Consider the following 12,325-nt stretch of genomic DNA (forward strand, 5'->3'; position numbering starts at 1 on the left):
GCTTATCGGCCCTCGTCAGGGAGGTTGATGATGTCGAGGAAGCTTCGGTAGAAGGCGTCGGCGTTGGCCCACATCGCGACATCGATGGGAGGGCCGTCGGTGACCTGGACCAGCTGGCCCGAGGTGTCCTGCTCCTCGTCGAGTGTCTGCGCCACGTTGAGGTTCATCACCTGCGGGGAGACCGTAGGACTCGTGGAGCTCGCAAGACTGGGATCAACGAGGATCGCGGCTGCCAGCGGATCCCAGAAGAAGAAGTTGCCGCTCATGACGAAGCTGATATCGGCGGTGAGCGCGTCATGAATGAAGTTGGCGGCGCGCGACGTGTGGCGCTGGGCAAACCGATTGTAGAACGCCTTGTCGAGGGGGACGTTCTGGCTGGCGTCGAGGGGCACCAGCGTGATGGGCACTCCTGACCTGAAGACGATCTGCGCGCCCAACACGTCGAGGAAGATGTTCCACTCGGCGACTTTGTTGAGGTAGTTGGAATCGACGTCGTAGACATTGCCTGGGACGGAGATCGCTCCGCCCATCACGACGATGCGGTCGATCTTGGGCTTCACCTCGGGGTGGTCGCGCAGGAGCTTGCCGAGGTTGGTCATCCCACCGATCGCCAGCACCGTGACGGGAGTGGTGGCTGCCAGCAGCGTCTCCCGCAGGAATTGCACGGCTGGCCGGGGGTCGATGGGATGGGGGTTGGGGGGCAGGGAGAGCCCGAACAGTGTGTCGATCCCGTCACGGATCGAGTTGGGGAATTGGTTGGAGTAGATGAGCGGCGCGCTGGTTCCGCCTGCCACCGGCGTCTCCGGGCGCGAGGTGAGCATGAGCAGGTTCTTGGCGTTCACCTTCCCGGGGGTCAGGTGCGCGGCACCGCAACCGGTCGTCGTGATGCCGACCACGTCCACGTCCGGGTGCTTCATCAAGTAGAGGATGGCCATCCAATCGTCGATGTCGACGTCCGTATCGATGAGGACCTGTTTTCTGTTGTTCATGGAGGGCTCTGTGAGTGCTTGCGTGGCGACCGGGGTGGAGGGGAGGCGTCCGACAGAGGTGCTGGCCGTGATGCTGTGCACGTGGAATGCCCAAGGCGCTGGCAGCAACCTCGCTGGGAAAGAGGCGAGGCAGTCCGTCATCCGGGCCCGGCTCCTGTGTCATTTGACATGTCAGCTGCCGCCTTGACATGTCAGCGAGGGCTGAGCGGCTCCCGGCCCGTGCCAAGGCGTGCGCGAGTGCCTGGCTGCCCGCCGTCCCCGCCCGCACGCCTCCGCTGCCTCCCGCGAACGCAATGGGTACCCTTCATGGCAGCCGCACGGTGAGCGGAGGTCGCGGGCTCGATGGATGTCGCCGTGTCACAGGAGCAGCTCACGGCACCGGTGGTGCTGAGCGCTCGAGCCCTGGCCAAGGTCTACCGGATGGGCGAGGTTGACGTCCACGCGCTGCGCGGCGTGGACTTCGTGCTGAGGAAGGGGGAGCTCGTCGTCCTGCTCGGCGCCTCTGGGAGCGGCAAGTCCACGCTGCTCAACATCATCGGCGGGCTGGATGTGCCGACGAGCGGGCAGGTGAACTACCTGGATCATGACCTGACACACGCTACCGAGCGGGAGCTCACCCGCTACCGGCGTGAGCACGTGGGCTTCGTCTTCCAATTCTACAACCTCATTCCCAGCCTCACCGCGCGCGAGAACGTGGCGCTGGTGACGGACATCGCCCAGGACCCGATGCGATCGGAGGAGGCGCTGGAGTTGGTGGGGCTCGGAGGCCGGTTGGATCACTTCCCGGCACAGCTCTCGGGGGGCGAGCAGCAGCGGGTGGCGCTCGCGCGAGCCATCGCCAAGCGACCAGCGCTGCTGCTGTGCGACGAGCCCACGGGCGCCCTGGACGCGAAGACGGGCCGCGTGGTGCTGGAAGTCATTGCCCGCATCAACCGGGAGCTCGGAACCACTACGGTGGTCATCACCCACAACGCCCCCATCGCGCAGATGGCCGATCGCGTCGTCACGTTGATGGATGGGCAGGTGGCCAGCTCGCGCCAGAACACCGTCAAGCGGTCACCGAGTGAGCTGGAATGGTGAGATCGATCGACAGGAAGCTGCTGCGGGATCTGAGCCAGCTCAAGGGGCAGGTGGCGACGATCGCGCTCGTGGTGGCGGCGGGGATCACGGCCTACGTGTCCACCTTCAGTGTCTACCGCTCGCTCTCGGACTCGGCGCAGGCGTATTACGAGCGGGAGCGGTTCGCGGACGTGTTCGCCCAGCTGGAGCGCGCCCCCGACGCGTTGCTCGAGCGGCTGAACCTGCTGCCCGGGGTGGCGCAGGTGGAGGGGCGGGTGGTGAAGAACGTGCTGCTGGACATGCCCGATCTGCCCGAGCCGGTGACGGGGCAGCTTGTCTCCATCCCGAGCCGCGGTCCGCCCCTGCTCAACCAGCTCTACCTGCGCGAGGGGAGGATGGTGGAGCCCGGGCGGACCGACGAGGTGATCGTCAACGAGGCCTTCGCCACCGCGCATCACCTGGAGCCGGGTGATCGCATCGTGGCGGTGGTGAACGGCCGGCGCGTGGCACTGCGCATGGTGGGCGTGGCGCTGTCTCCCGAGTACGTCTACGCCGTGCCGCCCGGAGGCATCTGGGGCGACGACCTGCGCTTCGGCATCTTGTGGATGGACCGGGACGCGCTGGCGGCCGCGTTCCACATGGAGGGGGCCTTCAACGACGCACTCGTCCGGCTGAGCCCCGGCGCCAGCCCGGAGGGTGTGGTGGACGCGCTGGATCGGCAGCTGAAGCCCTATGGGGGGCTGGGGGCCTTACCGAGGAAGAAGCAGATCTCGTCCCGGTACGTCGCCTCGGAGATCCAGCAACTCTACGCGCAGGCCACCATCGTGCCGCTCATCTTCCTGGGCGTGGCGGCCTTCCTCGTCAATGTGGTGCTCTCCCGGCTGATTGGCACCCAGCGCGAGCAGATCGCCGCGCTGAAGGCGCTCGGCTACTCGGATCTGACGGTTGGACTCCACTACTTGAAGCTGGTGGCGGTGGTGGTGACGATTGGGGCGGTGCTGGGCACGGGAGTGGGGATGCTGGCGGGGCATGGGCTGCTGAACCTGTACCGGGAGAGCTTCCGCTTCCCCGTGCTGACGTTCGAGCTGGACCTGGGCATGCTGGTGGGCTCCATCCTCATCAGCTTCGCCTCGGCGGTGGTGGGGGCGCTCGCCGCCGTGCGCCAGGTGGCACGGCTGCCTCCCGCGGAGGCCATGCTCCCCGCGGCGCCTCCCACCTACCGGCTCACGCTCCTGGAGCGCAGCGGCTTCCATCGGCTGTTCACCCAGGCCGGCCGCATGGTGCTGAGGGATCTCGAGCGGCGCCCGTGGCGGCTGCTGCTCTCGTCGATGGGCATCGGGCTGGCGGTGGCTATCCTCATCGTCGGCAGCTTCTCCATCGACTCGGTTCGCTATCTGATGGGGGTGCAGTACGGGCTGATCCAGCGCGAGGCACTCTCGGTGTCCTTCTCCAAGAGCGTGCCGGACCGGGCCCGGCGCGAGCTGGAGCAGATCCCCGGAGTGCTGCATGCCGAGCCCCTGCGCATGGTGCCCGTGCGGCTGGTGGCGGGACCTCGGAGCTACGAGACGGTCATCCAGGGCATCCCCTCCGACGGAGAGCACCGGCAGGTGCTGGACGCGAAGCGGAGGCCTGTACCGCTGGAGGCCGGAGGGCTGATGCTCGGGCGCGAGCTGGCGCGGCGGCTGGGCGTCGGCCTGGGGGATCGCGTCCGCATCGAGGTCCAGGATGGGAGCCGCCCCATCCGCGAGGCCCGGGTGGCCTTCCTCGTGGACGACTTGATCGGCATCTCCGCGTACATGGAGATCAAGTCGCTGGATCGGCTGATCGGGGATGATCCCTCCATCACGGGCGCCACGCTCGCCGTGGACCCGGCGCGGATGGACGACATCTACGCTCGCATCAAGAAGCTGCCCCTGGTGGTGGGAGTCGGCCGCACGGAGCTCGTCAAGCGGCTGTTCGAGCAACAGGTCGCGAACGTGATGGTCGTGTTCACCGTGATGCTCGCGGGCTTCGCGGCGGCCATCGCGGTGGGCATCGTCTACAACAACGCCCGGGTCGCGCTGTCCGTGCGCGCTCGGGATCTCGCCAGCCTGCGGGTGCTCGGGTTCACCCGTCGGGAGATCTCCGTCATCCTTCTGAGCGAGATCGTCACGAGCCTGCTGCTCGCGCTGCCCTTGGGGCTGGTGCTCGGCCGAGGGCTCACCCTGGTGGTGGCGGGGACCGCCGTGGACACCGAGCTCTTCCGCCTGCCCGCCATCATCGATCCACGCACCTATGCCTTCGCAGTGCTCGTGGTGCTGGTGGCCGGCGTGGTGAGCGCGCTGCTCGTCCGTCGGCGGCTGGATCACCTGGATCTCATCGGCGTGCTCAAGACACGGGAATAGGGACCATGAAGAAGTGGCTCAAAAGAGCACTGCTCGCCCTGGGAGCCCTCGCGGTGGTGGCGGCCATCGCCTCGGCGTACCGGCCCCGACCCGTGCCGGTGGATCTGGCGGAGGTGACACGGGGCCTCTTCGAGGTGACGGTGACCGAGCCCGGCAAGACGCGGGTGAAGGATCGCTACACCATCTCCGCCCCAGTAGGCGGGCACTTGGAGCGCATCTCGTTGAAGCCGGGGGACGAGGTGCAGGAGGGCCAGGTGATCGCCCAGCTCGACTCGCTGACTCCGCCGCTGCTGGATGCGCGCTCGCGGGCCGAGGCGGATGCGCAGGTGCGCGCCGCGCAGGCGGCCCGGGAGCAAGCGGAGGCGGTGATGAAACGCGCGCAGACGGCGCTGGAGTACGCCCGCTCCGAGGTAGCGCGACACGAGCAGTTGGCGGCGAGCGGCAGCATCACCCGGCAGAGCCTGGAAGCGGCCCGTTTCGAGGAGCGCGGCCGCGCGCAGGAGCTGACCTCGGCGCAGTACGCCGTGCGCATCGCCGAGCAGCAGCTCAAGCTGGCGCGGGCGGCCCGAGGCCGGATGGAGCAGCGGCCCACCGCGTCCGAGCAGCTGGACCTCCACGCTCCGGTGCGAGGCTGGGTGCTGCGGGTGATGCAGGAGAGCGAGGGAGCTGTGACTCCGGGAACGGCGCTGATGGAGATCGGCGATCCGGAGGTTCTGGAGGTGGTGGTGGACGTGCTGTCGCAGGACGCAGTGCGCATCCATCCCGGAGCTCGCGCGCGGATCGAGAACTGGGGCGGGGACTATTCGTTGGAGGGGAGGGTGCGCAGGGTGGAGCCCTCGGCCTTCACGCGCGTATCCGCACTGGGCGTGGAGGAACAGCGGGTGAACGTGCTCATCACCCTCGAGGAGTCCGTGGAGCGGCGCAAGGTGCTGGGCGATGGCTACCGGGTGGAGGCGCGAATCACGCTCTGGGCCGACGATGACGTGGTGCAAGTGCCCGAGAGCGCCCTGTTACGCCAGGGCGAAGGGTGGGCGGTGTTCCTCGCGGAGAACAAGCGCGTGCGGCTGCGCGAGGTGAAGCCAGGCCAGCGCAACGGGCTCCAGGCGCAGGTGCTGGAGGGACTCAACCCGGGAGATCGGGTCATCGTCCACCCGGGTGACGACGTGAAGGACGGCGTGGCCTTCGTCGAGCGTTCCAAGCGCTGAGACGCGAGTGCTTGGGCTATCTGTCCCGAGTCGGAGCGCTTTCGCCAGAAACTCCCAGCGGCGGGTTCGATTGCCGCCGCCTCCATCCCGAGAAGCCCAGCATTCATAAGGTTTTGGAGATGGCGGGAAGGTCGCTCCAGGAAGCGTCATCGGTCCTGCTTCACTCTGGGTGCGTGCTATAGGCTGCCGGCCTCTTCAGGGATGCTCCCTCTTCACCCAGGATCTCCATGACGTCGTCCGCTTCACCTGCCCAGGGGCCGTTCGCCGCCGCACTTCGCCTGCTGTTGCTGGGCGAGCTCCTCGTCCTCACCTTGCAGATTCTCTTCGACCCGCTCGAAGCCCTCTATGTGAGGTTCCTGCTGTCGCCCGGGCAGAGCAACCGTGGGTTCTATACCGCGTACTCGGTCGTGTCCCTGCTGCCCAAGGGTCTCCTCGGGCTCGGCTTCCTGCGCCTGGCGTCTGCCCTGGAGAATCAGAAGGTGCGCCGCTGGGCCTGGATCGCGATCCTCCTCCTCGTGGTACAGGTGGTCGACACGCTCCGCTACATGGTCTTCCCCGTGAGGCTGAGTCTGGGGGTGCCGGCCCTGGCTGACACCACGAAGCGCGTGGGGCAGGGGCTGCTCCTTTCGAGCGGAGTGACGCTCGTGCTGAGCTTCTTCGAGATGCCGCGCGGCGGGCCCCTGAGCATCCTCGCCTTCGTGGCGTCGCTGGCCGGCCTCGTCTACGGGGTGCGCTTCCTCGTCCTGGTGAGCAGGCTGCGGCGCGAGATGGGCCCCCAGAGCGCCGCTCCCGCGGGCCCCTTGTTCGCCAATGCCTGAGCGGCTCTCAACTCCGGCTTGGCGCCCCCTCATGATGGGGGCCAGAAGATGGGGGGGTCACTTCAGGGCGTTGTGGAACCCAGGCTCGCAGCGAGATGATCGACAAAACTACGCAGCTTCAGCGACACATGTCGATGGGTTGGATAGATAGCATGGATCGCGAGATCCGATGTCCGGTGATCCGGCAGCAGAGCGACCAGATCACCGGACGCGATATGCGCGTCGAATACGAAGCTGGGCCCGTAGGCGATGCCGCTTCCGCGCAGGACGGCGGCAAGCAGCAACTGCATGTTGTTGGCCGTCATGCGAACCGGTCCATCGATGACGGTTGAGTTCCCCTTGGAATCGATGAGCGTCCAGTCGCCTGTCGAGATCGCGCCGCTGAATATCAGCCGTGGCAGTTGGCGAAGTTTCGCCACGGTCTGCAGCGGGCCGATTTGCGCGAGGAACTCTCGCGACGCGCACAACACCATGCGGCACGGCGCAAGCCGCCGAGCGACAAGATCGGTGTCGCGCAGCGCGCCGATCCGTATCGCCACATCGAAGCCCTCGGCCACGAGATCGACGTAGTGGTCGCTCAGGAGCACGTCGAGCGTGACACGGGGATGCCGCTCCAGAAAGGCGGCCATGACGCCGCTCAAGTGCATGGTTCCATACGTGACGGGCGCCGTGACGCGGAGCACGCCTCGAACAGTTCCTTGCGTGTCAGCCGCCTCGCGTCTGGCTTCTTCATACTCCTCCAGGATCCGCTTGCTGCGCGCATAGTAGGCACGCCCGGCTTCGGTGAGGACAAGGCTACGGGTGCTCCGCTGCATGAGCCGGACGTTCATTTCTGACTCGATCGCGGCAACGTGTTTGCCAGCCATCGACGCAGAGAGGCCATGACGTCGCGCGGCGGCGATCAGGCTCCCTTCCTCTACCGCCGCGACGAAGACGGACATGCTGGTCAGTCGATCCATGAAAGTCCATTCGATACCAGTGTTACCAGCTGGTGATAATCGAGAGCATATTATCGACCAGAAATAACGAACGTACGTTGCGCGCGCTGAGTCACGAGCTGCCCAGATCGAAAACCCATGACATCAAGGAGCGATCCATGCAGTACCCCGACACGCAAGTGTGCATTGCCGCAATGGAGTTGGCGCGCGACCACTCCCCGCAGTTCCTCTTCAACCATGTGATGCGCACCTTCGCCTTCGGGCGAGCCGCCGGAGCGCTGCAGGGCGCGCGGTATGATGAGGAGATGCTCTTCCTCGGCTCGGTGCTGCACGACCTCGGCCTGGTGGAGAAGTTCATCGGCGAGGATCGCTTTGAGGTCGACGGTGCGGACGCCGCTGCCGAGTTCCTGTCGAAGCAGGGCTACTCCGACCGGAAGATCGCCATTATCTGGGACGCGATCGCCCTGCACACCACGCCCGGCGTGCCGCAACGCAAGCAGCCCGAGATCGCCCTGCTCCAGCTCGGCGCGGGCATCGACATTGGAGCCATCCCGCGCTCGCTCGTAACGCCCAATAGCGTGGAGATCATCCTCTCCGAGTATCCGCGGCTCGGCTTCAAGAAGGCCATGCTGGAGGCCATGGGCACGGTCGTCCGGCGCAAGCCGATGACCGGCGCGATCAACCTCATGGGAGAGATCGGCCGAGTGCAGGAGCACCTGCCGATCCCCGGCTTCTGCGACATCGTCATGCACGCAGAGTTCGAAGATTAGGCCCGCGTCACCTTGATCGCCATACCGCGGCTAGCGCGCGCTGCCCGCCGGTGCCCCGAGGCGCTGCTCATAGGCTTCTAGCGTCCGCCGCCAGGCGGGCCGTGCCTCACAGCGCTCGCGGTAGGCGGAGACCTGGGGAAAGTCGTCGAGCACGCCCGCGTTGCGCACCTCGCGCAGCACCGTGGTCATCAGGATGTCGGCCACGGTGAAGGCCTCGCCGGTGAGATACGGACGCTCCCGAAGCCAGTCCTCGAGCGCTGTCAGATGGAGCCTGGCCCAATCCACCAGTGAGGGACGCCGCTGCGCGCCGGTGGGATCGGCGGCGCCGAGAAGCTCGATCATCGCGATCTGGAACAGTGGGGGCTCCAGGGTGTTGAGCGCGGCGAAACACCAGCGCGTCACCTGGGCGCGGCCCTGGAGATCCGCAGGCATCAATCTGCCCGTCTTCTCCGCCAGGTACAGCAGGATCGCGCCCGTCTCGGTGAGCACGAAGCCGTCGTCGTCGAGCACCGGCACCTGAGTGAAGGGGTTGAGGCGCCGGTAGCCCTCACTTTTGGTTTCCCCCGCGGGATGATCCAGGCCGTGCACGCGGTAGGGCACGCCGAGCTCCTCGAGCGTCCACAGGACACGCAAATCACGGGTGAGACCCACTACCTTCGAGTTGACGCGGCCGAAGCCGTAGAGCGTGAGCATTCCGGCATTGTTGGTGCCGTGTCCGCCCGCTGTCGAGGAGTTTGGCCATGCCCCTCAACCTTCCAGGGGCAGCTCCACCATGAACGTGGCCCCTCCGCCCGGCGTCTCCGCCATGGTGATGGAGCCCCCGTGCGCCTCCACCACCTGCCGGGTGAGCCAGAGGCCCACGCCCAATCCCCCATAGTTGTGGACGGACACTCCTCGCTCGAATCGCTGCCAGAGGCGCTCTCGGTCCTCGGGCGGAATTCCCATGCCGTGGTCCCTCACCCTCAAGAGCGCGCGTCCGTCCTGCCGCTGGATGCGCACCTCCACGGCTCTCCCCGGACCGAACTTCGCCGCATTGGACAACAGGTTCTGCACCACCTGCTCCAGGCGCACCCGGTCGAAGTGGCCCCGCACCGAGGGGGCGGCCTCGAGCATCACCGGACACTGCGCTCGCGCCAGCTCTTCGCGCATCCGCGCAACAACCTCGGTGACCAGCGCGGAGAGGTCCAACTCCTCGCGCCTCAACCGCAAGCTCCCGACGGCCAACTGAGATACATCCAGCAGCGTGTCCATCAGGGACGCCAGGCGTTGCACCTGCCGGCGGGTGATGAACAGGCGATCGCCCAACTGCGCCCGCGACTCGGCGCTCAGACCCCGCTCGATGAGCTCGAGTTGCAGCCCGAAGGCCGCCAGAGGCGTCTTCAGCTCGTGGCTCACCACCGACAGGAAATCATCCCGGGCCTTCACCGCCTCCTCGAGGCTCGCCTCTCGTGCCTGGTGAAACCCCATCTCCCTGCGGACCCGCGCCATCTCCAATTGCGTGCCGATGCGCGCCACCAGTTCGCGCGCCGAGAAGGGCTTGGTGAGGTAGTCATCCGCGCCAGCCTCCAACCCCTCCACGTTGGCTTCCTCGCCGGCCCGAGCCGAGAGCAGGATGACAGGGATGGCCCGCAGCCGGGGATCCGCCCGGAGGTGCTTCAACAGGCCAAACCCCCCCAGGCGGGGCATCATCACATCACTCAGGATGAGCTCGGGCGGACGCTGCTGGATGGCCTTGAGCGCCTCCAGCCCATCCTCCGCGGTCTCGACTACGAAGGACGACTGGAGCAGTCCCGAGATGTACATGCGCAGGTCCGCGTTGTCGTCCACCACCAGGATGCGTGTGGGGGAGGGAGTCACGGCGGGGACTCCCCGTGCGGAGCCTTTCTCCTCGGATCTTGGCAGCCAGCCCTCGATTTCCTGCAGGAAGGGGGAGGCGCGCCCGGCGCCCGAAGTGTCGGGCTTCCCGGGGAAGAGTTGCTCGCGGGGCAGGTGGGCACTCCCCCGCGGCACCTTGACGGTGAAGGCCGTCCCCTCGCCCAGGACGCTCGTCACGCCCACGCTGCCCCCATGCAGCTTCACCAGTTCCTGCACCAGACTCAAACCAATGCCGCTGCCCTCATGGCTGCGGGCCCATGCGCCCTCGACCCGATGGAAGCGCTCGAAGATGCGCGGCAGCTCGGCGCTGGGGATGCCAATCCCGGTGTCCCGCACCTCCAGACACACCTGTTCCTGCTCCGCGTGGAGGCTGACGCGAATGCTGCCCGCGGACGTGTACTTCATCGCGTTGGACAAGAGGTTGAAGACAATCGTCTCCCACATCTCGTGATCGATCCACACGGACTCGGGCAGGGGAGGAGCGTCAACGATGAGGTTGAGCTGGGCCCGCTTCGCGGTGGACTCGAACTGGCTCACCCGCCTGGCGGTGAAGGCAGACAGGTCCGTGGGCCGGAAGAGCCCCTGAATCCGGCCCGCTCCGATCCGGGTGAAGTCGAGCACGGTGTTGACGAGCTTGAGCAACCGGGTAGCGCTGCGTTGGATCAGCGACAGGCGCTCTCGCTGCTGTGGCCCCAACGGCTCGCTCGCATCCGCCAGGGCGTCCTCGACGGGGCCGAGCATCAGGGTCAGGGGCGTGCGGAACTCGTGGCTCACGTTGCTGAAGAAGGCGGTCTTCGCCCGGTCGAGCGCGGCCAGCTTCTCCGCGCGCTCACGCACCTCCTGCTGCGCACGGGCGCTCGAGGCGGCCGTGGTCACCGCTCCTGCCGCCAGCTCGAGGAAGCTGCGGTACTCCCCGGCCAGGGTGAGGAGGGGGCTCAGACCGACCACCAGGAAGCCGAGGGGGCGGTCACCCTGCGCGTACGACAGGGGCAACACCAGGGCCGAGCGGGGAGTCCCCATCCCCGTAGGGGCGGGCAGCGCCTCGAACCATTCGCCTACGTCGTCCACCACGGTGACCTGGTGGGAGCTGGCCGCCGACCCCAGGAGCCACGCGGCCCTGTTCGCGGAGGACTCCGCGCGCAGGTCCACCTGTTCGGGCACACCCGAGTGCTGGGGCTCCAGACCACAAGCGCCCAGGAGCGAGGCCCGCGTGCCCCCGGCATCCGTGAGGTAGAGCAGGGCGAAGGGGAGGTCCGCGGGGTTCTCCGCCAGCGCGGCGAGCGCGGCCCGGCATGCCTCCTCGGAGGATGCTGCTCCGGCCGACCGGTTCGAGATGGACTGAAGGGTGCGCAGGCGCCGCTGTCCGAGCACCTGCCCCGTGGTCTCCATTGCGGGCGTGTAGATCCCCACGATGGCGCCCGAGTCATCGCGCACCGGAGAGTAGGACCAGGTGAAATAGGCCTCCTCGACGAAGCCATTGCGCGCGATGGGCAAGGGCTGGTTCTCAGATCGGGTCGCCAGCCCCGTGCGCTCGATGCCATCGAACATGGGCGCGAGGAAGGGCCACAGCTCTGGAAACACCTCCGCCACCGGACCCAGGGCTCCATGCGGGTGCTTGGCGCCCATGATGGGGATGCCCGCATCGTTGTAGAGCTGGACGCGCTGGGGGCCCCAATAGATGAACATGGGGAAGCGCGTCGCCAGGCACATGCCCACCGCCGTGCGCAGCGTCTGCGGCCAGGACTCGATGGGGCCGAGCGGTGTCCGGGACCAGTCCTTCTCCAGGATGAGCCGTCCCATCTCGCTGCCGTCGTTCAGCGAGGCGGGCCAGGCTCCGACGGGCTGTGCACGCAGTGTCCCGCTCGCTTCATCCGACTTCGGTGTCTCGCTCATGGTGTCTTGGGCGTCGGGGTTGCCGTCGCCCCCACCTTATGCGCAAGACGTCCTGCCGGAAGGGCGGACTTCCTCGGCCTGTGGTGTGCAGGACGCTGCCACGAACTCAGACGGCGCTTCCTCTCTGTCCGTTGCTCAGAGTTGAGGGGGCTGGGAGGCAGGTAAGGATTCGGCCGCTGCTTGGGACGCATGGCTCCACAGCGCTCGTATTCGCCTGGGTGCTTCTTGAGGCAGCATGACACGGTGCTGTCTGTCTGGTTGCCCTCTCCAGGGCACAGTCTCAGGCCAATGTCAATTCAACAAAGATCTCAATGGTGCAATGTTGAGAGGCGGGCCTATGAACTGCCCCTCGGAAAGGCAGACTCCAAAAAAGAGCCAGCGCACGATCCATCCC

General features: G+C 67.0%; 9 protein-coding genes. 5 read left to right on the top strand and 4 right to left on the bottom strand.

Annotated elements, in window-relative coordinates; genetic code table 11:
- Positions 1 to 2: 2 nt before the first annotated feature.
- Complete coding sequence (locus KY501_RS47540) at positions 3 to 989, bottom strand: nucleoside hydrolase (RefSeq protein ID WP_224371838.1); 987 nt, start codon at positions 987 to 989, stop codon at positions 3 to 5.
- 354 nt (positions 990 to 1,343) lie between these two features.
- Here KY501_RS47540 and KY501_RS47545 point away from each other — a divergent pair, with 354 nt between their 5' ends.
- The 4 genes from KY501_RS47545 (at position 1,344) to KY501_RS47560 (ending at position 6,455) form a co-directional block, all read left to right on the top strand.
- On the top strand, positions 1,344 to 2,069 hold the full coding sequence (locus tag KY501_RS47545; protein ID WP_224371840.1) for an ABC transporter ATP-binding protein: 726 nt from the start codon (positions 1,344 to 1,346) through the stop codon (positions 2,067 to 2,069).
- Complete coding sequence (locus KY501_RS47550) at positions 2,063 to 4,432, top strand: ABC transporter permease (protein ID WP_224371842.1); 2,370 nt, start codon at positions 2,063 to 2,065, stop codon at positions 4,430 to 4,432. Before KY501_RS47545 ends, KY501_RS47550 begins: the two co-directional genes overlap by 7 nt.
- Before the next feature lie 5 nt (positions 4,433 to 4,437).
- Complete coding sequence (locus KY501_RS47555; protein WP_224371844.1) at positions 4,438 to 5,637, top strand: efflux RND transporter periplasmic adaptor subunit; 1,200 nt, start codon at positions 4,438 to 4,440, stop codon at positions 5,635 to 5,637.
- Between the two features lie 227 nt (positions 5,638 to 5,864).
- A complete protein-coding gene (locus tag KY501_RS47560) occupies positions 5,865 to 6,455 on the top strand; it encodes a hypothetical protein (RefSeq protein ID WP_224371845.1) in 591 nt (196 codons plus the stop codon).
- 62 nt (positions 6,456 to 6,517) lie between these two features.
- Here the strand turns inward: KY501_RS47560 and KY501_RS47565 are convergent, their stop codons facing one another.
- A complete protein-coding gene (locus tag KY501_RS47565) occupies positions 6,518 to 7,414 on the bottom strand; it encodes a LysR family transcriptional regulator (protein WP_224371847.1) in 897 nt (298 codons plus the stop codon).
- 137 nt (positions 7,415 to 7,551) lie between these two features.
- On the opposite strand from KY501_RS47565, the gene KY501_RS47570 reads away from it, so the two are divergent.
- Positions 7,552 to 8,163 carry an HD domain-containing protein gene (locus KY501_RS47570; protein WP_224371849.1) on the top strand — a complete coding sequence of 204 codons (612 nt, stop codon included), beginning with the start codon at positions 7,552 to 7,554 and terminating at the stop codon, positions 8,161 to 8,163.
- Positions 8,164 to 8,193: 30 nt separating this feature from the next.
- On the opposite strand, the gene KY501_RS47575 is transcribed toward KY501_RS47570, so the two are convergent.
- Together KY501_RS47575 and KY501_RS47580 are read right to left on the bottom strand one after the other, a co-directional pair.
- Positions 8,194 to 8,856: a glutathione S-transferase family protein gene (locus KY501_RS47575; protein WP_224371850.1), complete on the bottom strand. Its 663-nt coding sequence runs from the start codon at positions 8,854 to 8,856 to the stop codon at positions 8,194 to 8,196.
- 54 nt (positions 8,857 to 8,910) lie between these two features.
- The gene (locus tag KY501_RS47580; RefSeq protein ID WP_224371852.1) at positions 8,911 to 11,931 is read right to left on the bottom strand and encodes a hybrid sensor histidine kinase/response regulator; all 3,021 of its coding nucleotides are present in this window, start codon (positions 11,929 to 11,931) and stop codon (positions 8,911 to 8,913) included.
- Positions 11,932 to 12,325 lie beyond the last annotated feature (394 nt).

It is taken from the genome of Hyalangium versicolor (assembly GCF_020103695.1).
GTDB lineage: Bacteria > Myxococcota > Myxococcia > Myxococcales > Myxococcaceae > Hyalangium > Hyalangium versicolor.

Bases quoted from the DNA above. Each gene is read 5' to 3' on its own strand.
- KY501_RS47540 (WP_224371838.1), bottom strand. From the start codon at position 989: ATGAACAACAGAAAACAGGTCCTCATCGATACGGACGTCGACATCGAC.
- KY501_RS47550 (WP_224371842.1), top strand. From the start codon at position 2,063: ATGGTGAGATCGATCGACAGGAAGCTGCTGCGGGATCTGAGCCAGCTC.
- KY501_RS47555 (WP_224371844.1), top strand. From the start codon at position 4,438: ATGAAGAAGTGGCTCAAAAGAGCACTGCTCGCCCTGGGAGCCCTCGCG.
- KY501_RS47560 (WP_224371845.1), top strand. From the start codon at position 5,865: ATGACGTCGTCCGCTTCACCTGCCCAGGGGCCGTTCGCCGCCGCACTT.
- KY501_RS47565 (WP_224371847.1), bottom strand. From the start codon at position 7,414: ATGGATCGACTGACCAGCATGTCCGTCTTCGTCGCGGCGGTAGAGGAA.
- KY501_RS47570 (WP_224371849.1), top strand. From the start codon at position 7,552: ATGCAGTACCCCGACACGCAAGTGTGCATTGCCGCAATGGAGTTGGCG.
- KY501_RS47575 (WP_224371850.1), bottom strand. From the start codon at position 8,856: ATGCTCACGCTCTACGGCTTCGGCCGCGTCAACTCGAAGGTAGTGGGT.
- KY501_RS47580 (WP_224371852.1), bottom strand. From the start codon at position 11,931: ATGAGCGAGACACCGAAGTCGGATGAAGCGAGCGGGACACTGCGTGCA.